The sequence below is a fragment of the Streptomyces sp. 35G-GA-8 genome (assembly GCF_023534745.1).
In the GTDB taxonomy this organism is placed as follows: Bacteria; Actinomycetota; Actinomycetes; order Streptomycetales; family Streptomycetaceae; genus Streptomyces.
The window spans coordinates 112,783-134,561 of sequence record NZ_JAMHJQ010000016.1 but is presented as its reverse complement, the minus strand read 5'-3'; the positions used below and the strand labels follow the sequence as shown (position 1 = coordinate 134,561).

Annotated in this window: 15 protein-coding genes and 1 pseudogene; 10 read left to right on the top strand and 6 right to left on the bottom strand. The window is 67.3% G+C overall.

Going from position 1 to position 21,779, the window contains the following annotated elements; genetic code table 11:
* Nucleotides 1-736 precede the first annotated feature (736 nt).
* The 7 genes and pseudogenes from M1203_RS31390 to M1203_RS31360 all read left to right on the top strand — a co-directional run bounded on the left by M1203_RS31390 (nt 737) and on the right by M1203_RS31360 (nt 10,530).
* On the top strand, nt 737-1,189 hold the full coding sequence (locus M1203_RS31390; RefSeq protein WP_249953215.1) for a hypothetical protein: 453 nt from the start codon (nt 737-739) through the stop codon (nt 1,187-1,189).
* Nucleotides 1,186-2,577 (top strand): hypothetical protein, encoded by a 1,392-nt coding sequence (locus tag M1203_RS31385; RefSeq protein ID WP_249953214.1) that lies wholly within the window; start codon nt 1,186-1,188, stop codon nt 2,575-2,577. The genes M1203_RS31390 and M1203_RS31385 overlap by 4 nt, the downstream gene beginning before the upstream one ends.
* Nucleotides 2,577-2,897 carry a hypothetical protein gene (locus M1203_RS31380; RefSeq protein ID WP_249953213.1) on the top strand — a complete coding sequence of 107 codons (321 nt, stop codon included), beginning with the start codon at nt 2,577-2,579 and terminating at the stop codon, nt 2,895-2,897. The genes M1203_RS31385 and M1203_RS31380 overlap by 1 nt, the downstream gene beginning before the upstream one ends.
* A 373-nt stretch (nt 2,898-3,270) precedes the next feature.
* A complete protein-coding gene (locus M1203_RS31375) occupies nt 3,271-8,433 on the top strand; it encodes a caspase family protein (RefSeq protein ID WP_249953212.1) in 5,163 nt (1,720 codons plus the stop codon).
* Entirely contained in the window at nt 8,430-9,290 is an 861-nt protein-coding gene (locus M1203_RS31370; RefSeq protein WP_249953211.1) for a hypothetical protein, read from the top strand. Before M1203_RS31375 ends, M1203_RS31370 begins: the two co-directional genes overlap by 4 nt.
* Nucleotides 9,291-9,303: 13 nt before the next feature.
* Nucleotides 9,304-9,609 (top strand): annotated as a pseudogene (locus M1203_RS31365) (transposase); the annotation flags it as partial.
* 693 nt (nt 9,610-10,302) lie between these two features.
* Nucleotides 10,303-10,530: a hypothetical protein gene (locus M1203_RS31360; protein ID WP_249953280.1), complete on the top strand. Its 228-nt coding sequence runs from the start codon at nt 10,303-10,305 to the stop codon at nt 10,528-10,530.
* 3 nt (nt 10,531-10,533) lie between these two features.
* On the opposite strand, the gene M1203_RS31355 is transcribed toward M1203_RS31360, so the two are convergent.
* Nucleotides 10,534-11,103, bottom strand: coding sequence for a hypothetical protein (locus M1203_RS31355; RefSeq protein WP_249953210.1), 570 nt, complete (start codon nt 11,101-11,103; stop codon nt 10,534-10,536).
* Between the two features lie 100 nt (nt 11,104-11,203).
* On the opposite strand from M1203_RS31355, the gene M1203_RS31350 reads away from it, so the two are divergent.
* The gene (locus tag M1203_RS31350; protein ID WP_249953209.1) at nt 11,204-11,902 is read left to right on the top strand and encodes a TetR/AcrR family transcriptional regulator; all 699 of its coding nucleotides are present in this window, start codon (nt 11,204-11,206) and stop codon (nt 11,900-11,902) included.
* Between the two features lie 194 nt (nt 11,903-12,096).
* Nucleotides 12,097-12,777, top strand: coding sequence for a hypothetical protein (locus tag M1203_RS31345; protein WP_249953208.1), 681 nt, complete (start codon nt 12,097-12,099; stop codon nt 12,775-12,777).
* A gap of 402 nt (nt 12,778-13,179) precedes the next feature.
* On the opposite strand, the gene M1203_RS31340 is transcribed toward M1203_RS31345, so the two are convergent.
* The gene (locus M1203_RS31340) at nt 13,180-14,394 is read right to left on the bottom strand and encodes a restriction endonuclease (protein WP_249953207.1); all 1,215 of its coding nucleotides are present in this window, start codon (nt 14,392-14,394) and stop codon (nt 13,180-13,182) included.
* A 799-nt stretch (nt 14,395-15,193) separates the two neighbouring features.
* On the opposite strand from M1203_RS31340, the gene M1203_RS31335 reads away from it, so the two are divergent.
* Entirely contained in the window at nt 15,194-16,333 is a 1,140-nt protein-coding gene (locus M1203_RS31335; RefSeq protein ID WP_249953206.1) for a hypothetical protein, read from the top strand.
* A 509-nt stretch (nt 16,334-16,842) separates the two neighbouring features.
* On the opposite strand, the gene M1203_RS31330 is transcribed toward M1203_RS31335, so the two are convergent.
* From M1203_RS31330 to M1203_RS31315, 4 genes are all read right to left on the bottom strand, one after another.
* Nucleotides 16,843-17,655 carry a hypothetical protein gene (locus M1203_RS31330; protein WP_249953205.1) on the bottom strand — a complete coding sequence of 271 codons (813 nt, stop codon included), beginning with the start codon at nt 17,653-17,655 and terminating at the stop codon, nt 16,843-16,845.
* Between the two features lie 140 nt (nt 17,656-17,795).
* Complete coding sequence (locus M1203_RS31325; protein WP_249953204.1) at nt 17,796-18,704, bottom strand: hypothetical protein; 909 nt, start codon at nt 18,702-18,704, stop codon at nt 17,796-17,798.
* Complete coding sequence (locus tag M1203_RS31320; RefSeq protein ID WP_249953203.1) at nt 18,701-20,668, bottom strand: hypothetical protein; 1,968 nt, start codon at nt 20,666-20,668, stop codon at nt 18,701-18,703. The genes M1203_RS31325 and M1203_RS31320 overlap by 4 nt, the downstream gene beginning before the upstream one ends.
* 113 nt (nt 20,669-20,781) lie before the next feature.
* Nucleotides 20,782-21,690, bottom strand: a complete 909-nt coding sequence (locus M1203_RS31315; protein WP_249953202.1) for a hypothetical protein — start codon at nt 21,688-21,690, stop codon at nt 20,782-20,784.
* Between the last annotated feature and the right edge of the window lie 89 nt (nt 21,691-21,779).

The following is a 21,779-nucleotide window of genomic DNA, read 5'->3' as shown; positions in this document are numbered from 1 at the left end:
CATCGCCCACATCGCGCTGAACGCGAGGTATCCGAAGGTCCGCCACCCCTCGACCGTCATGCGGTCGTCGCTCGCTTCCGCGATCAGGAAGAATCCGTTGATGAACACGGCGAAGGTGACGGCGGAGTTGAGACCCATCAGGCCCGCCCGATGAGATCCCAACGCCGGGACGGGGCCCTGCGAACCGTAACGCCTTCTGTGGTCACGACTGAGCTCCTTGTGGTGAGGGGGCGGAGAGAATCGAGAACACTGTTCTCGCTCGGTCGAGGCCGCGGGTGTGGCACGCAGGTGGCGTAGATCGGCAGTCGGGCGCGGGGGGTTGCCGGACGGCTTCCGCTTCTACGATCTCCGCCACATCGGGCGCACTCTGGTGCGAGAGCGGTCTGGCGGGTCTGGCAACGGATTTCGGCATCGATGTGGACGGTGCGTCCGAGGAAGAACCCGAAGCGTCGTAGTGGCGTCGGGGTGGTTGGTGTGGTCCGGCGGAACCGTGATTCATCGCTGTAAGAGGACGGGAATGGGGCACGCACTGCTTGTCCGGGGTAGAGAAGTTCTTTTTGAGGCGACCAGTTCAGTTAGCGCCTTCTGGGACTGGCTGTGGCGATCTCGGAAGTGCCGAATGCGCTGCCGAGGCGTGAACTCCGCACCGGGGGAAGTGGCTTGGCGCAGTGGCGTTCCCTGCTGATATGGTATATCGCTGCCTGTGCGGCAGAGCCCGGCAACGACAGGGGGATGTGTGTCGTTCGACGAGGAATGGGCCGAGTTGAAGGCCGAGGCGCTCGCTCGCCGGTCCACCAACATGCAGCTGAATCAACTCCCCGCGGAGCCGAGCCGTGGCCCGGGATCTGCCCCCGTCGGTGGAGCTCTGGAGTACAACACGGCGTCTATCAACGGCAATGCGAATCTGCTGATCGAAATCGCGGGTTTTCTCTATGAGGGCAGGCCGGATGGCGACGTGTGCACCATGGCCCGGGAACCCAGATCGCACGGCGACGTCGCCGCGCAGGTCGAGCGCTTCGGCAGGTTCGCCGACGATCAGTTTCAGGACGCGGTCGCGCTCTTCGCGGCTCTCGCCACGCGTCTCAAGACCACCGGGACAGACTTCGTGACCGTGGACGACGGCAATGCCCGGCGATTCCTCGACAACGTCCTGCGCTACGGCCAGTACGTGGCGCCGGAGGCGAAGTGAGCGGGCTGAGCTACCGCAAGGACGTCGAATTCCTGGAAGGCTGCAACCCGGCACTCGTCGAGCGGAACGCCGATGAGTTCCAGCGCGTACGCGACATGCTGGTGGAAGTCGACGAGCCCGCCGAGCGGGCGGAGAAGCGAACGCACTGGCACAGCGAGGGCAGCCGGCACTATGAAGCACGCGTCGCTGAGGCGCGCAAGCTGCTGACGAACATGGCGGAGGGGTATGGCAAGGCGGGCAGCACCCTGCGCAGCTACGCCTACGCGCTGGAGACCGCCAAGAGCCACTACTCCAACGGCAAGGCGAACGAACAGGCTCTGGCCGATCTGATCAGCACCAAAGGCACCGCGATCACCCGTAAGGCGCAGGAAGCGGAACCCATGCGCCAGTGGGAGGACATGCGGGCCACTACGGGTGTCCTCGACTTCTTCGCCGAACTCACCATGGACGTCGACGACATCAAGGAGGAGGCGAACCGGCTGCACGACGCCGCCGGCGGCGACTTCTACCTCGCCAAGACCGTGGAGAAGGAGGCCCGCGACATCTGCGTGCACGGAATGAAGGAGGCATACGATCTGCTACCCGAGTTCCGGATGGGCATCGTTGAACGTGTGGACGTTTTCTCGGCCATCGCCGCTATGCGAAGTGAGGCTCAGGAGGCGAGGGGTAACCCTCTCACCCATCTCCCTGGCACCGCTCCCAAGCAGGGCTATGCCGCGCAGGTAGGGGACGGCCCTGTCTCGCCGGCGCTCCGTGACATCCGCATGCAGGTGGCCAACTTGCCTGCTGCGAGGGACGGTTACTGGGACCCGCCGTCCTCGGACCAGGAACGGAGAGAGTGGATCAACGCGAACAAGGAGATCATCCAGGCCGCAGCGAGGAACTCGGGACTACCCGCGGACATGGTCGCGGGCATCGCCTGGCAGGAGATTGGCGGCCAACCGGGCTTCCTGGATGACATCACCGACACCATCCGTGAACAGGCCGACGCCCCCTGGGGGATGAGCCCTGTCTCGCCGGAGAACCTGCCATGGCGTCTCGGCGGAGCCCCGGACGAAACGTCCTTCGGCCCCATTGCGATCCAGGTACGGCGGGGCGCCGAGGTACTCGGCTACGATCCGGACAACCTCACTGAGCACCAACGGTCGGTCGTGGAGGAGTCCCTCCAGGACCCGGGACAGAACATCTTCATCGCATCCGAGTACCTGGCGCAGCTCAAAGCGGAGAGCGAGTTTGCCAACGTGCCGCCGGAGGAGATGTCACCCGCCCAGTACCAGGAACTCGCCGCGCGGTACAACGGCGGCCCGTACTGGGAAGGAAGTGACGCCCAGGCGTACGGCCGCGGTTTCAACAACGACCTCAACAACGCAAGGGAAGCACTGCGCTGATGCTCGACCGCCCCGAAGCCACGCGGACCACCGAGGACCAGGGCTGCATGCGCTGGGTCCTGGGCGTCCCGCTCGTGATCATCCATCTGATCGCGGCCTGGTTCTGCTACACGGCGCTGGCCATCCAGCCGGCGGGCATCTGGGACGACGACGCGCGCGCCGGAATCGTCCTGTCGTGCGTGCTCACGATCGGGGCAAGCGCCCTCGCCCTGCTGATCACGGTCGCGCCCTCGGTGCGGCGTGCCATGGGACCGTGGTGGCTGGCGCCGCCGCTGATCCTGGGCGTGGTAGCGGCGATCCGGTGGGCCTCGGCGGGCTGACGCGAACGGCCATCGAACACTGCTGAACGCAACCGCAACTGCAACCAGGGAGAAGAGGGCCGCCCTGGTTCAGAGCTGACAGCGCATCGTGGTCGACGCCCTCCAAACGTGCAGGGGGCCGTCCGGCCGAAGGATCGGGGGCCCGTAGAGCGTTGCCCTGCACGGCCGCTCCGCATGGAGGTGGTTCGGGTGCGTAGAGCCGATACGTCTCGCCAATCTTCGGCTCACATAGTGCGGTATGTGATCGTGTCGCTACAGTCTCCGCAGGATCGGTAGCACTTAGCAGTGGGGCGGTTGAGTGGGTCGGCGATTTTTTGTAGCGCTGGGGAGCGGTCGGTACCGTCATCTCCCCGAAGGCGAACAACTGCGATCCGTGCCCACCGACGTTCGCGCGACGACGGAGCTCTTCGCCACCTTCGGGTACGAGTCGGTGCTGTCCGGGCTCGGGGAGTACGACGGGGCTGAGCAGATCCGCCAGAAGCTGTCGCACTGGTCGGAGGACACCGCTTTGACCAGTGATGACGTGGTGGTTGTGTACTTTGCCGGCCACGGCTCGGTGGAGGAGCGCGATCGGCATTATCTGCTTTGCTGGGATTCGCGCGACGAGGACCTCGCGACCACAGCGCTGGCCACCGAGGACTTGGTGCGCATCCTGTGCAGGGGAAATCTGAGGCATCTCCTGTTGATTCTGGACACCTGCGCCGGCGGCGCGGGCGGCGCGGAGGCGTCTGCAATCGCGCTGCGAACGATCGCGTATCGCAACGCGCATGCCGACTCGACGGGGCTGTGGTTCCTCGCCTCTGCCCGCCGCAAGGACATTGCCGAGGACGGCGCGTTCGTGGCCGCCCTGGGCGAAGCGGTGGAGACGACGGCGCAGCGTACCGGCCAGCGGCAGCAGTACCTCGACCTCACCGAACTGGTGAAGGCGGTCAACGAGCGCTTCGAGGGCGACGGGCGTGGTCAGCGTGCCGAGTTGGCCAGTGGTCTCGTCACAGGGCTGGCACCCTTCCTGCCGAATGTCGGATACCAGGAAGAACTGCCGCCCCTCGGTACCGACCTCGAAGTGCAGCGCCGGGTGGTCGCGCGGGATCTCACCGAGCACTTCGGACCACGCTCGCGCGGTGTGGAGTTCGAGTCGGAGCAGGGCCTGTACTTCAGCGGACGTGTGCGCGTGTTGTCCGAACTGGTGGCCTGGCTGACCGCGGAGGTCGGGGACAGCCGGGGACGGGTGGTCACCGGCAGTCCGGGCTGTGGGAAGTCCGCGGTTCTCGGCAGGATCGTCGCGTTGTCGGACAGTCGGTATCGCTCACGGCTCGACCTCGGGGGTGTCGACCCTGGGACCGTAGTGCCGCCCGGATGTGTAACAGCGGCTGTGCATGCCCGTCACAAGCGGCTTGAAGAGGTTGTGGAACGTATCGCAACCGCCCTCGACATGGAGGCGGACGGCGCCGCCGCGCTGCTCCAGGAGCTCACCAGGCGAGGCCGCCAGGGACCGCCGTTGATCATTGTCGTGGATGCCGTGGACGAAGCCGGTTCCGACACCGCGGCGGACGCGGGTGGCCATGGCGAGCCGCGCAGGATCACTCGGGAACTGCTGCGTCCCATGTCGGAGATCCAGGGCGTACGGCTTCTCGTGGGGACCCGCCACGAACTGGTCGCGCCTCTCGGCCCCACCTTTCTCTGTATGGATCTGGACCGGTCCGAATACCGTGCGGGTGAGGGCGATGTGGCCGGGTACGTCACCCGAGTCCTTCTCGCCACGGAGGAGCCCGACGTACGCACTCCGTATCGCGGTCGGCGAGATCTGGCCGGGACCGTCGCGAAAAGCGTTGCGGAGAAGGCGGCAGGTGTCTATCTCTATGCGAGGACGACCGCACGCACCCTGCGGTCGGACGAGACTCCGGTGGACGTCGGCCGGCCCGGCTGGGCAGAGGCATTACCGAGTGAGATCGGCGAGGCGTTCGACGACTACCTGGCCCGCTTCGGCCCTGACGAGCCACGTGTGCGCCGTATGCTGCTCGCCCTCGCCTTTTCAGAGGGCAAAGGGCTTCCACGGGGCCGGGTCTGGACATCGTTGAGTTCGGAGATCTCGGGAGTCCGATCGACAGAGGAGGACGTTTCCTGGGTCCTGGATGTCGCCGAGGCGTACATCGCCGAAGTCATCGACGACGACAGGCGTTCTGCCTATCGGCTCTACCACAAGGCGCTGGCCGAGCACTTGCGTGCGACCGCCGACCGTTCGCCGGAAGAGATCCAGAAGTCAGTCGTCGAAGCGCTTAACTCGCTTGTCCCGGAGTCGTCGGACGGACGCCCCGACTGGTTCGTGGCTGTTCCCTATGTGCGTCAGCACATGGCCACACACGCGGCGGCTGCGGGCGTGCTTGCCGACCTCGTCGAGGATCCGGGATTCCTTCTGGCCAGCGAACGCCTCGCATTGCTGGGGGCGTTCGCGTCGATCGAAGGCGAGGGACCGAGACGGATCCGCGGCTCGTACGAGCAGGTCGCTCACCGACTGACAAGCGATCGTGCGATGGGGGAGAGGGCCGCTGATCTACAGCTGTCGGCCCGCCGATGTGAGGCCGATCAGCTGGCGGATCGCATCGACGAACTGGGCGTCTCACTTCCGTGGTCCGCATGCTGGGCGTGGTGGTCATCCAGCGGGGTGCACAGGCTGCTCAACGGCCACAACAAGACGGTTGGCTGTGTTGCGGTCGGGAGTCTTGACGGGCGTCCCGTCGCGGTGACGGGAAGTGCGGACGGGACAGCCCTGGTGTGGGACCTCACCTCGCAGCGCCAGATCGGCGATCCGCTGTCCGTGGGCATCGCGGTGAGCGCCATCGCCATCGGAGATTTGGGCGATTACACCGTTGCGCTCACCGGCACGGAGGACGGCACCGTGACGATCTGGGACCTGTCGGCGGGCCAGGAATACGGCCGAGCGCTGATGGGGCACACGAACCGGGTCGAGAACATCGTGGTGGGGGCTGTCCATGGGCGCCCGGTGGTGCTGACAGCGAGCGCAGACGGTACGGCACGCATCTGGGATCTCGTCAGCAGACAGCAGCTCGGCTGTGATCTGAGCGCGCACAAACGAACGGTCTGGGACGCTGACCTGGGCGAGCTCGACGGACGCCCCATCGCGGTAACGGGAGGAGAGGACAAGGCTGTCTATGTCTGGGACCTGAGCGAGCTATTCGACGGCGGTGACGCGCGCATCGACGGCAGCCCGCTCATTGGCCCGGCGCAAGCGGTCACCGCGGTCAGCGTGGCACGACTCGACGGCAGGGCCGTGGCGCTCGTCGGAGACAGGGCGGGAATGCTCAGCCGTTGGGACCTGAGCGACCGCCGCCAGATCGGAGAACCGGTCGCGGCCCACGTCTACTGGGTGGGGAGCGGAGTCACCTCAGCCATGATCGGAGAATCCGACGGTCGTCCGGTCGTGCTGAGCAGTGGCCGTCACGAAGCCCGTCTGTGGGATCTGCGTACGCTTCAGCCACTCGGACATCCGCTGCGCGGTCATGTCGAGCGCATCACCGCCGCGGCTCTCACCAACCGCGGAGACGCATCCTTGGCGGTCACGGTCAGCGAGGACCGCACCGCACGCATCTGGGATCTGACAGCGGACCAACCCGACAAGGGCCACACACGCCCGGTGTGTTCCATGGCGTTCTGCGACATCCAAGGTCGCCCGATGGTCGTCACCGGCGGAGAGGACGCCACCGCCCGGCTTTGGGACCTGCGGACCCGTACACCGGTCGGCAGTCCTATGGAGGGGCATTCCGGTGAGGTGTCCGCTGTGGCTTTTGCCGTCATAGGGGGGCGGGCGGTAGTCGCGACGGGTGGGTCCGACACCACGGTCCGGCTTTGGGATCCGCTCCGGGGGGCTGCTCTGGGCCCGCCTCTGACGGGACATACCAACGCGGTGCGCTGTGCGGCGTTCGGCGAGTTGGACGGTGAGCCGGTCCTGGTCAGCGGTGGTGAGGACGGCACGGTTCGGATCTGGGACGTCACCTCCGGAGAGGCGGTCGGCCCTCCACTGGTGGGGCACATCGGAGGCATCTACCACCTTGCCGTACGCAGTGCGGGTCGTGGGTTGGAGATCGTCCTCGCGACGTCGTCGGATCACGCGTATGTATGGCACGCGACCGGTCGTGGGGCCCAATGGCCGGCCAGACCCCACGCGCATTTCAACGTAGAAGATCTCACCCCCTCCGCTCTGGCCGTCGGGGTCTCATTCCATGGGACGCGACCAGTGGTGCTGTCCGTGCTTGAGGGCAACAACGTCCATGTACACGACGTAGTGAACCGCTCACTCGCCGGTGGCCCGTTTCTCGGGCACACCGAGTACGTGATGGTGGGAACTCTCGGCCGGCTCGGCAGGAACGCGGTCGTGGCGACCATGGCCCGCGACAACACCGTCCGGATCTGGGATCTGGAGACAGCCGCACCATTGGGGTCGCCGTTGGAAGGCTTCACCGGGGGCTTAAGCGGGACACGCGCGGCGCCGTTGTTCGCCCAGGTCGACGGGGCGTCGGTGATGCTGATCGCCACCTCACGCGAAGTACGGATCTGGGACGCGGCCGCCACACGTCCCTTCGGGGAGCCGCTCTGCGGTGAGAACCAGAGCCTGGTGTCGGTCGACATCCTTCGGCCGCCGGAAGGCAGGGCGGTTGTCGTCACAGGAGCCACCAACGGCGTCGTACGCACACATGATCTCGACGACGGACGCCAGATGGCGGCCCACCTCACTTCGGCGGCACAGCAGATCACGGACTCGACGACCGTTCGGCTGAATGGTGACAGCGTGGTGGTACGCAGCAGTTGGCACGAGGCGGAAGTGTGGAGTCTCGGATCCCGAAGGCGTCTCGGTAAGCGTTCGGGTATTTCCTGGCGGGCTTGCCTGCAGACGATGGACGGCAGCGCCGTCGTGGTGTCGGTCGCGGGTGATTATGCGCTCCACGCCTGGGATCTGCACACACAGGCCCCCGTATGTCCCCCGATGACCGGCCACACCGCCGACGTGATGACTGTACGGTCGGCAGTGGTCGACGGTACCCCGGTCGTGGCGAGCGCCTCCCGTGACGGGACAGTACGGCTGTGGGACATAGGCACGGGCAGCCTGTTCGCGGAGCCGCTTCGCGGTCATGAGAGGGGTGCGTTCGGTTTGGAGATCGCGCACTTGGACGGCCGGGACGTCATCATCTCCGGAGCGGGCGACGGACACCTGCGGTTCTGGGACATAGCCGACGGGCAGGACGCCGGAGTGGAACTCGCGCCCTTCCCCTCGGCGGTCCGGGCGATCCGCGCCGCAGACGTTGACGGCACACTCACCACGGTCGCAGCCGACCGCTACGGGCTGATGCGCGTCTGGGAAATGAACTCCTCCCCCGTATGGACAGCTGAACTCGACATCGGCAGTGGCATCAACGGCCTCGCACTCGATGGTGACGGGCGGGTCTGCGTGGCGACCGACATGGGAGTTGTGGCGCTTCGCCTCAACCCCTCCCGACTCGCGAGGCAGCGGGGTGCCCTGTGACCCGTATCGTCCTCGTCCACGGCATCGCCCAGGAAGTCAAAGGCCCCGAGACGCTCCTCGCCGACTGGTATCCGGCCTTGTGTGACGGCCTCGCCCTGGCGGCCGACACGCATGTGGCGCGCGACGAGGTCTCCATGGCTTTCTACGGTGACCTCTTCCGCACTGCCGGTCACCGTGGGCTCGGCGCCCCGGAGCTGGACGCTTCCGATGTTCAGGACGGTCTTGAGCGCGAACTGCTACTCCGCTGGTGGGAATTCGCCTCAGAACAAGAAACGGGTGTCGCGGGCCCGGCCGCCCCGGCGCGGCTGCGTACCCCTTACCTTGTGCAGCGAGCCCTGGACGCACTCAGCCATTCGTCCTTCTTTGCCGGGCTCAGCGAACGCATGATGATGTCCAGTGCCCGGCAGGTACGCCGCTACTTCACCGAGCGCGAGGTACGTACCGGCGTCCATGACAGGATCGCCCGGCGCGTCACGCGTGAGACCGAGGTGATCATCGCCCACTCACTTGGGACGGTCGCCGCCTACGAGACGTTGCACGCGCTCCATGACTGCCCGGATCTGACGCTGGTGACACTGGGCTCACCCTTGGCCGTACGCAACCTCGTCTTCGAACGCCTCATGCCCCGACCCGTCAAAGGTCGCGCCCGCTGGCCGGCTCCAGTGAAGCGCTGGACCAACATCGCTGACGCGGGTGACGTCGTCGCGCTGGCAAAAGAGCTGGCCCCATCGTTCGGGGATCGTGTCCGTGATCTCCGAGTCCATAACGGTGCCAAGGCGCACGACGTGCGCCCGTACCTTACGGCTCATGAGACTGGCCAGGCCATTGCCGACGCACTGCGCTCAGGCGCTAAGTGAGAGGTCTGTAGTGCTGTCGGTCGTGGTTTCGATTGTTGAGCGGCTGGTGCCGGATGATTGTGGGAGTTGATCCAGCGGGTGGTGCCGGAGGCTCCGCCGCGGCCCCAGGGCGGCGGGCCGCGTCGGCACGGTGACCGTGAGGTGCTGGCGGCGATCGTGTGCGTGGCGACGTCGGGTTGCACATGGCAGCAGTTGCCCACCACAGCTGACAGGTCCGAATCCTGTCGACCGGGGCAAGTACGGGTCGGAGATCCACCTGGTCACCGAGCGGACCGGTCTGCCCCTGTCCGTCGGAATCTCCGGCGCCAACGTCCACGAACCGCCAGGCCCTGATCCCGCTCGTGAAAGGGACACCTCCCGGTCGGGCCGGCGTGCGAACTCATCGACGGCCGAAGACGTGCACGAGGGCCGACTCCGCGAGCCGGGGGACGGCTTCTGGAGCCGGGCCGCTGCACGCGCTTCCGGCGGCCTGGTACGCGAGGCAATGGTCCGCTCCGCCAGCCCGTGGAGCAGGACCGCGGGTACGTCCCAGCCGAGGATGTTCTCGTCCACGCGGGCGCACAGAACGCCGAGCGCCGCGTGCAATCCGGTGCTGGGGCGTCGTGGATCAGGCAGCGCGAGCAGCGGGCCCAATGTCCGGGACAGATGCCTCTCCCGGCCCGGCAGGCCGGCCATCCGGTTCACTCCTACGAGCTGCTCCTCGACAATCCGCGCTGCGGCCTCGGGGTCGTGTGCGGCGAGGCCCGCGGCCACAGCGGCCTGTGACCGCTCGACCTGCTCGCGGTCTTTGCCCTTCGGGCGGTCCCAGCCGGCCCATTTCTCCGCCGCCTCGACCGCCCCGGCGTGGGCGAACGCCTGGGCGACGAGACCGCGTACGGCCGGAACGCGGAGGTCTGTGGCTGACCTGGCGGCGACGGCCACGCAAGGGGTGGGTCTTCAACGCCTTCTCGATTTCGTGGAATTCGTCATCCTCCGGTGCTCCGGTCTCTTCGGACGCCGAGGTGCCGGTGGCTTGTCCCCTCACGGTCCGGGCCTGTTCCCGGACGACCAGGCGATCCTCGCCCAACGGCTCTGCGGCGAGCGCGAGAAGACCGCGCAGCAGACCGCCGGGTTCATCACGTACCGGCCCGGTTCACGCTGTACGGACATCTCGACGAGGCAAGGACCGTCCCTCGCCGGCAGTTCGATCGTCCGGTACGGGTTGTTCGGCGTCGGCCGCCTGCTGTGGTGCTCCCGATGACGGTCAGCGAGACGCCATCGAAGCCGAGCGGGGCAGGCGGAACGCCGAGACGAGGAAGAAGATCCCTCCGAGCGTGGCATAGCCGGCGAGGGCGGTCAGTGAGGGGTCGTCCTGGGAGGCGCTTCGGAGGAAGGTCGCGCCGGCCAGCACCGAGATACCGCCGCTGATGATCATGGCCCACTGTCCGCCCATCGGCCGGCGCGCGATGCCCACGAGGAGCTGGACCAGCCCGGAGAGCACTGCCCACGCGCCCCAGACGCGCAGCACGTCGGCGACGCCCGAGGTGCCGGCGACCGCGATACCGACGGCTGCGAGCGAGCTGACGGCGATGTTGACGTACAGGCCCCTGACCGGTCCGCCGGCGCGCGCGGACCGGGCGTCGACGACAGCCGCGGCCACGTCGAAGGCCGGATAGAGAACCAGCAACAGCCGGGCGCCGAGGGTGAGGTCCGAGCCCGAGCCGGACACCATCAGGAGCACGGCCCACGCGGCGGCGAAGGCGAAGCGGATGACGTACAGCCGCCGCAGGGCGGGTGTGGCGGTGGCGTGCTCGGCGGAGGCGGTGGATGCCATGGGATTCTCCAGTGAGTGTGGGTAGAGAGAACGTTCTCTCTGGGCCGCAGCCTGGCACACCTCTTCGGCGAAAACAAGAGAGAGCGTTCTACCCGCTACCATGGGTGGCATGACACGGACGGAAGCCGGCACAGGCACTGGCGGGCGGGTCTCGGCGGCCCGGGAGCGGCTTCTGAGGACCGCCGGGCAGCTCTTCTACGCGGAGGGCATCCACACGGTGGGCGTCGACCGACTCGTCGCCGAGGCGAAGGTCACCAACGCCACCTTCTACCGCCACTTCCGAAGCAAGGACGACCTCGCCCTCGCCTACATCGGAAGCGTCGACCAGGCGATCCGCGGTCAGATCGGCTCTCTGATGTCCACGGACGTGCCGACCGACGCCATCCTCCGAGGCATCGGTACGTCCCTGGTCGAGCAGATCCGCTCACCCGGCTACCGCGGATGTGCCTTCCTCAACGCGGCGGCGGAATTCCCCGACCCCGGCAACCCGGTCCACCGCGCCGTCGTACAGCACCGCGAATGGTTCCTGCGGACGGTCACCGCGCTGTTCGCCACGATCACGGCCGAACAGGCCGAGCACGCCGGTCGGCACTTTGTCATGCTCCGCGACGGCGCGATGAGCGCCGGCTACCTCGGCGACCCCGTCCTGGCCGGCGAGACCCTGCTGCGCGGCATCGAAGGACTGCTGCGGATCCACACCGCCCGCGGGCTCGACGAGTCCGCGGGCTCCGCGCCCGGCCAGGCGCCTACGACGGTCACAGCGGTCGCCGACATCGAGTGCTCGCCATCCAACGTGTGACCCCGGGGCGCAAGGGGGCGCGGCACCTGAAACCCGATGTCGGGGCGGTCCGCTTCGGCCCGCCTGGGCCCGCCACGCAACCCGCGCGACGTAGGTAGCCCGGTTGGCGCGCATCCGTGATGGCGGGGCAACCGGCCATGATGCACGGCCCAGTTGAGACACCGACTGTCAGAGGCAGCGTATTGGATGAGCGGATGACCTCATACGACGTAGCGCGCCGACTGCCCGCCATCGGCGACCTGCGGAACCTGTGCCGTTCCTTGGCGGTGCTCGATGCGATCCTCAGCCCTGACTGGGAGTCCCGGTGCTACTCCTTCGGCTTCGCGTGGGCCGAGGGCGAGGAGATGGCCTCGATGCGCAACGGCTCGGGAGACGAGTACTCCATCGTCTTCTCGGCAGCAGGCGCCTACGTGCGCGGCTTCGACCACGAGTCGCCGATGAGCCCGTACGCCAACGACGGTGAAGTCTGGCCGGGCGTGATCGACAGTGTTCCCTCGGCCTTCCGCTCATGTGTGGAGGCACCCGTATTCACCGACGAAGACCACGTGCCGGTCGTGACGGCCTGCATGTGGCGCGAGACGGCTGAGACTCGATGGAGCCACGGAACAATTGACTTCCCCGCGGGCCACGACGATGCCGACGGCGCGGACCGGCTTTTCCGCCTCCTTGTGGACCCTTCCCCTGAGGAATACCAGCGGTTCGCCGAGGACTACTACGAGGTTCCCGTGAACCTCACAGCGGTGCGCCACGTGTACGCGCTGCGACCGCTGACCCCCGCGCTCGTCTCGTCCCTGAATGAGGCGACCAGCCTGTCGGACGTGGCTGAGGAAATCGGGGAGATCGGCTACCCGAGGCTGCAACGTAATCCGTCCTGAGCGCTGCACACATCCGGCAGAACTCCGCGAACGGCTCGCGTGTGCACGGCGCAGCCTGATAGCGGCGTTCGGCCTGGTCGGAGGGGTCGTTGTGGCACGCGAATGGCACGCGGCCGGAAAACGATTTAGACAACAAATGAGGCCCAAGTCGCTGACTTGGGCCTTCGTCGTGGAGAGGGTGACGAGAATCGAACTCGCGCTCTGAGCATGGGAATCTCCGACGGTTCACTAAGGAAGGGGCCGCTGACCTGCCGAGATGTCCGTGACGATGCAGCGGGCCGCTCTGCTGGGTGACCCGTCTTGCCCCTTGTTCACTGCCCCTTCTGGTGCCCATCTGGTGCGGAGACCGCGAGTGGTGACCTTCTGATCAGGGTCTCTGGCTGGGTAAGTCGGCGACGGTGGCTAGTAAGAGGGCGGGAAGCTCTGTGCAAGCCACTGCTGTACGGCAGCCGCGGTGGTGTGGCCTTGCTGGCGGAGGGTGTCTGTGATGTCGCGTCCGCTGATGAGGGAGATGGGGTGTCCGTCTTCCTGGACTTCTTGCTGTACCTGCGTGTGGAAGTGGGAGGTGGTGACGAGGACGCCGAAGTTGCGGTGGCGGATGCGGGAGATGAGGCGTGAGACGTCCCGGACGCCGACGGAGGTGGTGGGGGCGTAGCACTTGGCTTCGAGTGCGAAGTCGATGGCGATGCGGTTGGCTGTGGGGCCGAGGGTGTAGGTGCCGATGGCGTCGCGTCCCCCGTCGCGGCTGGGGCGGGTGACGTCAACGGCGCCTGTGTTGGGGGCCATGAGGCGCCAGATGGCGACCGCACAGTGTTCGAAGTCGTGCTCGCGCCCACGGAAGTGTTCGCGGATGGTTTCCAGCATGGCGGTGCCGGCGGGGTCGTTGGGGAGCTGGGCGGCTCTGGTGCGGATGGTGGTGGTGGCTGGTGCGAGGAGGGGGCGGTAGACGCGTCCGTTGATCCAGGTGCGCCACACGTCGGGGCAGCCTCCTTCGAGGGGGTTGCCTCCTGTGAGGAGGTGCTGGATCCAAGTGCGGGGGATGGTGGCGTGGTCGAGAACGGTGAACTGGGAGCGGTAGTTCTGGAACCGGTGGCCTGCGGTGGCGCGCCAGATTGCTGCGAGTTCATCGTCTGAGGTCATGGAGGGCCCGCCCGGGGCGAGCAGCCCCCGGAAGCGTACTGACCGTCCTGAGGTGCCGGCCTTCTCGAAGAGGAAGAACGGCCTTACCCCTGAGGCCCGTTCGGCCGCGGTGCCGTGGGAGGCGGCGAAGGCGTCGCGCAGCAGTGCATTGCCTGAGCGGGGGGTGCTGTGCAGGTCCTGGCCGGGCTTCTTGTTATCGCCGTAGTAGGTGAAGGTGCCGGTCTGCATGTCCAGGTGGTCGGGCCAGTCGACGTCATCGCCGCTGGTGTAGAGCACGACCAGCTTGACAGTGCCTTTGGCCGGCGAGCCGGCGTAACGGAATCCGCCCTGGTTGCCTATGCCCGGTATCAGCCTGGACATGGGGTCATCGCCCGAGTTGCCTCTTGTTCCCCCGGCGTACAGGGCGTCGACCACCAGGTCCGCGGTGCCAAGGTCCGAGAACGCCACGTGCGATTCAGGGGCGACAACGAAAGTCATACATGAAGATTTATCAGGTGCCACTGACAACCCTCGCAGCTGCGAACCAGGGCGAGCTGATACCCAGGGGCGTTGTCAGTGCCGCCCCTTAGGATCCAAGCCTGTTGGTGCCGGTGATCTTGGAAGACAGTTGATGCAGCCGCTGCGGGTGACGGACCTCTCTGCCGGATGCAGCGGTTTCGCCAAAGACTTCCGCTCCCTGCCCCCAGCGCCGCGGGCGGCCGTCCGCTGTTCCGTACGCCCGCAGCGGTTGATATCGACTACACGGCGCTCAGTACCTTCACCGCCAACCACCGTTCCGCAGTCCCCGTGTAAGTCGGTAAGCGGAGTGCTCCACACCGGCAGCTGGATCGCGCGTGAAGGTCACGAAGTCTGGGTTTGCCGCTCGTCCTGGTCCTCGGCGTCATCGCCTGGGCCACCGTCAAGTTCCTCGACGTCCGCCTCTGGGGGACGGCCGGATCCACGGGGCGCCCCAGCCGCCGGGCAAAGCATCCCCGGCCTTCTGCGGCGCGGACGCGGCGTGCGACCTGTTGTGCCCGCAACCCGAAGCTGACCGTCCGCCGGCATGCGTAGTGATCCGACCCCACGCCCCTCCACCCCGCAGACAGTCTCGTCACGGCCATTCGGCCGCCACTCCGGCGCACCAGCGGTCTGCCTCGATCAGCGGCCCGGGTCACACATCCGGCTCTCTTTGACGTGCAATGCGCCACGGGGTTCGTTTATGTGATGACCGGCAACTCTCTGTGACCGTCGATGAGGCCGCCGGACGGCCCCACGACGCTGAGGAGGTAGGACTCTGATGAGGCTTGATTTCGGTTCGCGTCTCGCGGCGGTGGCCATCACCGCACTGACAGCGATTGTGACGGTGGGCCAGACGGCATCCGCCGCGCCGGTGGGCGGGGACGGGGAGCCGTTCCTCGGGCCGCTGCACACCGTCTCCACCGTCGCGTCGACGGTTCCGGCCAACGGTGACCTCAACCCGTACGGCACCGCCCTGGTCAAGAAGGACGCCGGTGATCTGCGCCGCGGCGACGTGCTGGTCAGCAATTTCAACAACGCCGCGAACGAGCAGGGCACGGGGACCACGCTCGTGCAGATCAGTCCCGAGGGCGAGACCAGACTGTTCGCTCAGATCGACCCGAGCAAGCTGCCGGGACCGTGCCCGGGAGGCGTGGGGCTGACGACCGCACTGTCCATCCTGCCGGGCGGCTGGGTGGTGGTGGGGAGCCTGCCCACGGCCGATGGCACGTCCGCCACGGCGAAGGCCGGGTGCCTGATCGTGCTGGACAAGCATGGCAAGGTCCGCGAGACCCTCAGCGGCAAGGGGATCAACGGTCCCTGGGACATGACCGCGACAAGCCACGGCGACAAGACCGATCTGTTCGTCACCAACGTGCTCAACGGTACGGTCGCCGGCGGCGGCGACGTCGTGCGGCGGGGCACCGTGCTGCGGATCACCCTGCAGCGCCACGACGACCGGCCGCCGACCCGTGTGGCCACGACCGTGATCGGCTCGGGTTTCGCGCAGAAGACCGACCCGGCGGCCCTCGTGATCGGGCCGACGGGTGTCGGCCTGCGGGATGGGACGCTCTACGTGGCGGACACCGAGGACAACCGCATCACCGCGATCCCGGACGCGGTGAAGCGGGACACCAGCGCCGGTACCGGCCGAGTGGTCACCACCGACCGGCACCTCAACGGCCCGCTCGGGTTGGCAATCGCTCCGAACGGCCACATCCTCACCGTCAACGCCGGTGACGGCAACATCGTCGAGACCACCCCGGGCGGCGCACAGGTGGCGGTGCGCACGCTCGACAACAGCGGTACACCGCCGGGAGCGGGCGCGCTGTTCGGGCTCGCGGTCGCCGAGAACCCCGACCGGGTCTACTTCGTCGACGACGCAACCAACACGCTGAACCTGCTGAGCCGACGACACTGAACCGCTTGCACGGGGCCGATCCGGCCCGCGCCCAGGCAGAAGACAACAAAGGAGGCCCAAGTCGCTGACTTGGGCCTTTGTCGTGGAGCGGGTGACGAGAATCGAACTCGCGCTCTGAGCTTGGGAATCCACGGCGTTCCGGAGCACCACAGGGCTCTGGCCAGGTATTACTTGGGTTTACGAGCCTGTGAACGGACGGATACGAAGACGGCTCGGGCGACCTCGGCCGGTACGACGAGGGACGTCCGTTCAGGGCCACGAAGCGGTGTACTCGCGCGAAGGATCGCATCCCTGTGACTGGCTGTTCGCCAGTCGCCCCAGACAGTCTCTCGGCGATTGTTGTGTGTATCGCATCTTCCGATGGTCCTGTCTGCTTCGATCGGGGATGGTCTTCGTCCCATGTCTGGCTCAACCAGCACCTCTCCTGGGAGCGGAAGAGTCGAGTTCTCAGCCCGGCGTTGGCCGTGTGCGCACGATCACTTGGCGGATGTTGTCGAGCACGGCGCTCCTCACGAGTGGGACAGGTACCCGATCCCGGAGTCCGTGACCCAGGTGGCAGCGCTGTCATCCAGCTTCCACGGGGCCTTCAACAACGTGGCTCGCAGTCCGCCGCGGTCCTGTACGGAATGCGGCTCGGCGCCAAGCTTTGTGCGCCATTCACCGCGGGGGCCCCAGTGAGGGTCAGTCGGGTTATCGAGGACGGAGACGTAACGCTCGACAAGAGCCGGCCAGGCAGGGTGTTTCCACCAACGCGAGCAGGCGAGAGCGCCATGGCACGCCGTGTGGAGCAGGCCGAATCGGATTCCCCGGTCTTCCATTTGCCCGGCGAATCCGCCAAGACTCAGATCTGCGTGGTCCTCGTACTCTCTGAGGTCTTCCGCAGTACGTGCCAGTTCACCGAGCGTGATGCCAGTGGTGAGCTTGCGCTTGGGGTTTGTCGTCCACCGGAAGAGGCGGATGGCGAAGGTGTCCACTTCTTCCATGTCGACCTCAGCTAGTGCGATGCCACTGGCTGAGGTGATTCCGATCTCGGTGGTCCACCTGGCCAGCCGCCGGCGGATGGCATCCGTGGTGTGGCTGTTGATCCGCATCATGTCTCCGTCGGACAGCCGCCCTTCGGCATGCCAGTTCTCGACGCAGCTATTGCGCCACGTGCTGTTGGTGATGCCGATCGCCACGAGATCCAGCAACGTGCCCAGATCGTCGGGCTCGAAGTTGATCTCGGCGTGGAGCGTTTCCTCGAAAAGCTCCTCCGTCATCCTGGCTTGAGCTTCTTCGATCCTGCGTCGCACTTCAGGGGACAGGCCATCCTCGTCGTCCATCTCGGCAGCCTCTCGCGCGTGGACAGGGTTGTCTGATCGAGCGTAGGCGGAGGCAGAGCAAAGCCCGTTGATACGTCGAGCAACTGCGCGCGGTTCCCTTCGTCCTCGTCCGGCACTCGACGGGCAGAACGCAGCCGGGGTTACCGTGGATTGTCGTACGATCCGTTCCAGTCCCCGGCCCCCGCGGCGTGGCCGAGCCGGTGCAGAATCTCGTCGCCCTGTGGGACCCCGATGTCGCTGAGGACACGCGCCAGGTTGACTCCGACGAAGCCCCGGTCCTCCGGTGTCAGCGACTGGAGCGTCGCTGCGAGGGTGTGTTCCCAACTGTCCGTGCCGGACAGGAGGTTGCGGTGGTTCACCGTCCAGTCGAGCACGTCCTTTGCCTGTTCCGGCTGGTTCAGGAGCCAGAGGGCGGCCAGGCCGACGGGGCCGCCCGCGATCACTTCCCGGTAGAAGCGGTACGCCTCACGGTGGGCCTCTCCGAAGCCCGACGGGAGGGCGGGTTCCGCACCAGTGCCGGGGATGGGCAGGAGTGCGGCCGGTGGATCCAGGAACCAGTACGTGAGGCCGAAGCCGTCGATCACGCGGGGCTGGCCGGGCGGTTCGACCTCGGTCATGCCGAAGTGAGGTGGCGGCTGCCGTAGCGGGGCGGCGGCGCCGGGCAGGGTGGCGTTCTCACTGATGTGGCCGACCACCAGGTGCCGTGCCCGTTCCTCCGTGATCCGGGCCCTCGCCGCGACGACCGGGTTGCTGATCCGCCAGGCGACCCCGTAGCGGGCAGGGGGTTTCGGGGGCCGGCGCGGGATGTCGACCGAGATCCGCCGTTCCGTGAGCGAGACCCACACGATGTCGAAATAGTCTTCCTGACGGACCGCGCGCAATGTCGGCCGAGGGTAGCCCCAGTAGTCGCCGCCACGGGGCGGCACCATTCCATCGGTGCCGCCGTCCGCGAGGAACACCAGGGCCCGGTTCTCCGGGGCACTGAAGCGGAGGCGGAGCAACTGCCAGACCGGCGAGGATGTCAGAGGTGCGATGAGCGGACTGGTCATGAGGCGAACCCTTCTGCTGAGGAGGCCGTACGTACGCGATGGCGGCGTAGGACGAATCGCAGGACGCCGCGGTTGGTTCGGGCCGTACCGGAGAGTGCGGTGAGGAAGTCCGGGAAGGCGGTCCGACGCCGTTGGACCGGCTCGCTCTCGATCAGGGACAGCCCCTTCGCCATCGCTTCGTGGGTGGCGGGGTCGTTCAAGGCTGTGACCACCAGATCGAAGGCCCGCTCGGGGTGGTCCGCGAGCAGGTCGGCGAGACGCACACGCCGTTCGCCCGGTGCTCCCGGCCGGGGGAAGGTCGAAGAGCTGACACATTCGACGATGTGAACCGCCAGGGCGTGGTGTTGTGTGCCCGGAGCGGCTCCTTGCCACTCACGTAGACGGTCGAGGACGAGGGGGTGGTTGGCGTCCTCGGACAGAAGGGTGCTCAGAGCGAAGGACACTGCGGCACGCAGGCTGTCCTCCAACTTCGTTTCCGGGCCGTTGAGTACGGAGTCCAGCAGTTTCAGGGCGGCGGCGGGCCGGGCCAGGCCGTAGCTGCCCGCGCAGGTCTCCGCCACGGTGCAGCGCAGGGCGATGGGGGTGGATCGGCTCCATTGCCGTAACTGTTCCCGTACCGCGCTGGTGAGAGCGGGGTACTGGACCATCTCGCCGAGTGCGTATGCCACCAGTCGGCGCCGCCAGCGTCTGTCCGAGACGGCGAAGGGATGCAGCTGGCGCAGAGTGTCCGGGCCGGTCGCGTGGGCCAGTACCTTCCCGATCGCCTGGCCCGCAGCCAGTTCGATGCCGGAGTGGTGGGCAACCTCGCCCAAGGCCCGCCACATCAGGTCCGCCATGCCTTCGTAGTCGAGCCACAGACAGCGCAGCAGGGCCTCCGACCTGTGCCGGCCGGAGAACGCGACCGGCTGGACCGGATAGCGCTGCGCGGATCCGAAGCGGAGCGGCAGTTGGTGTGCGCCGACGGCTTCCAGCCGCTCCTCGAAGGACGGCCCGAGAAGGTTGCGTCCCGTTCGGGGCCTCGCCGTGGCCGGTCTCCGCGTATCGACAGGCTCAGGCTGCCCGGCCGCGTCAGGCGCCGGGCCCCCGCGTTCCTCGATGTGGGGGCGCAGAACCGCGCTGAACTTCTCAAGGACCGTACGGTCCTGTTCGGAGAGCAGCGAGATCGCCGCCATCAGGGCGAGACTGTCGGCCCGGTCGCCCGCTTCCGCCAGCGCTTTCCGGGCCGCCGTGATGCTGCCGGCCCGCAGATCGTCGAGTACGGATGCGGCGGGCTTTCCGAATACGACGAGGTCGCGCAGTCCCTCCGCCACGTCGACACCGTCCTGTGGCAGCGGATGGGCGCGCAGATAGTCGGCGAAGTCGGCGGCGCCGAGGCGTCCCAGCGCTTCGGTACTCTGCTCGGTGGTGAGTTCGCCCGCGTTCGGCGTGGTCTTCAGGCGCTTTGAGGCCACCTCGAACGCCGGCGGCTGGAGGTGCTCGACCTGCCAGGGCACCGTGTCGACAGGGAGCGTCGTCTCCGAACGAACGGTGACGACCAGATGGGCACCCGACAGGCGCAGCAACTCGGCCAATCCGGTGAGCACGACCTCGCCGAGAGATGTGGCAGCGGCGGGTGACAGCCCCTGCAGCAGGTATCCGCGCCTTTCGGCCGGGCGCCAGCGCGAGAGGTCGTCGGGGGAGTCGATACCGGTGATGCCGCCGGTTCCGTACCGCTCCGCGAGCAAGGCGAACGCCGCTGTGCTCGCACCGGTGCCACTGCCCGCCCTCAGCACCAGAATGTGGCTGTCCAGCACCTTGCGGCACTGTCTGAAGGTGGGTGGTTCGACGAACGCCCGCAGTCGGGCGCGGACATCGGCTGCGGGATAGGGACCTTCGCGCAGTCGTGGGGGGACGATCAGGTCCGCGACGGTCTCGTCGAGCGGTGCTCCGTTGATCACTGTGACGTTGCCGCCTACCGGGCCCATGACTTGTGCGCCTTGACCCAGCCGCTGTTGGTTGTCCCGGTAGGAGTCCCCGGCGTCCGATCGTTCGTCGGCCTCCGAACCGCTCGAGCCCCCATCCGCACCGGCCTCAGCGCTCACCGGTCGCCTCCGGCTCCGCCGACCTGCTTGTCACCCGTCACGTTGTCGCCGCTGCCCCAGTGCTGGTTGGTGCCGCGGTACGAGGTGGAGCCGCCCCGGTACGTGACGTCCCTTCCCACGCTGCCCATCACGGCGGCGCCCTCGCCCACGTGCTGTTTGTTGCCGCTGTACCGCGCGCCGGGCCCCGTGGCCTGGACGGGTTCACGATCGACGGATTCGCTGCCCTGCGCCGCGGATTCCTCGCGCGGTCGTACACCGGCCTGTACGAGGTTTCCGGACGGCGACGGGACGTAGAGCCAGGCCCGCTGCGCGAAGTTCTTCCCCTCAACGGTGGCCGGCACCTCCACACAGCGATCCGGATGCAGTCCGGTGTACGCGCCGAGTACGACATCCTCGTAAACGCGCTGGGAGATGACCGCCGCCAGGTGGGTGACCTCTTCACTCGCCGCCGCCATGATGGCTTTGACCGGACGGGAGTCCAGCAGTCGGTGGGTGTCGTTGCGGGCCGTGCCGTTGCCGTCGCCGGGATTGTCCGCGTCCGGCAGCGGTCCTACGTGGACACTGGCCCGGAGCCGGATGCGGGGACCCACACTCTGCCTGTTGTACGCGCCGAGGATGTCGTCCAGCACGCCCAGGAACGGCCAGAGGACGAAGGGCAGCAACGCCGGGTCGAAACCGAACACCACGCCGTCACCGGTGTTGGCCGGGAACCGCTTCGAGTCGCGCAGCTCGTGTAGCCCGGCCTGCTCCAGTGCCTGGTCCACCAGTTCGGGGATCAACTGGCTCACCGGACCGTGCTGCACGGCGGGCAGACCCGTGAAGTCCTTGGCGTCGACGGCGAACAGACCGCGGTAGGGAGGCAGCGCTCGGCTCTCGGAGTACGGGGCGGGAACGGACGTGGACATGCGGGATCTCCTCGTGGAAGCGGGGCGGGGACGAAGCCGTTGGCCGGCTGCTTCGAGGTTCTTCCGGATCCGTCCGTCCGACTGCACAG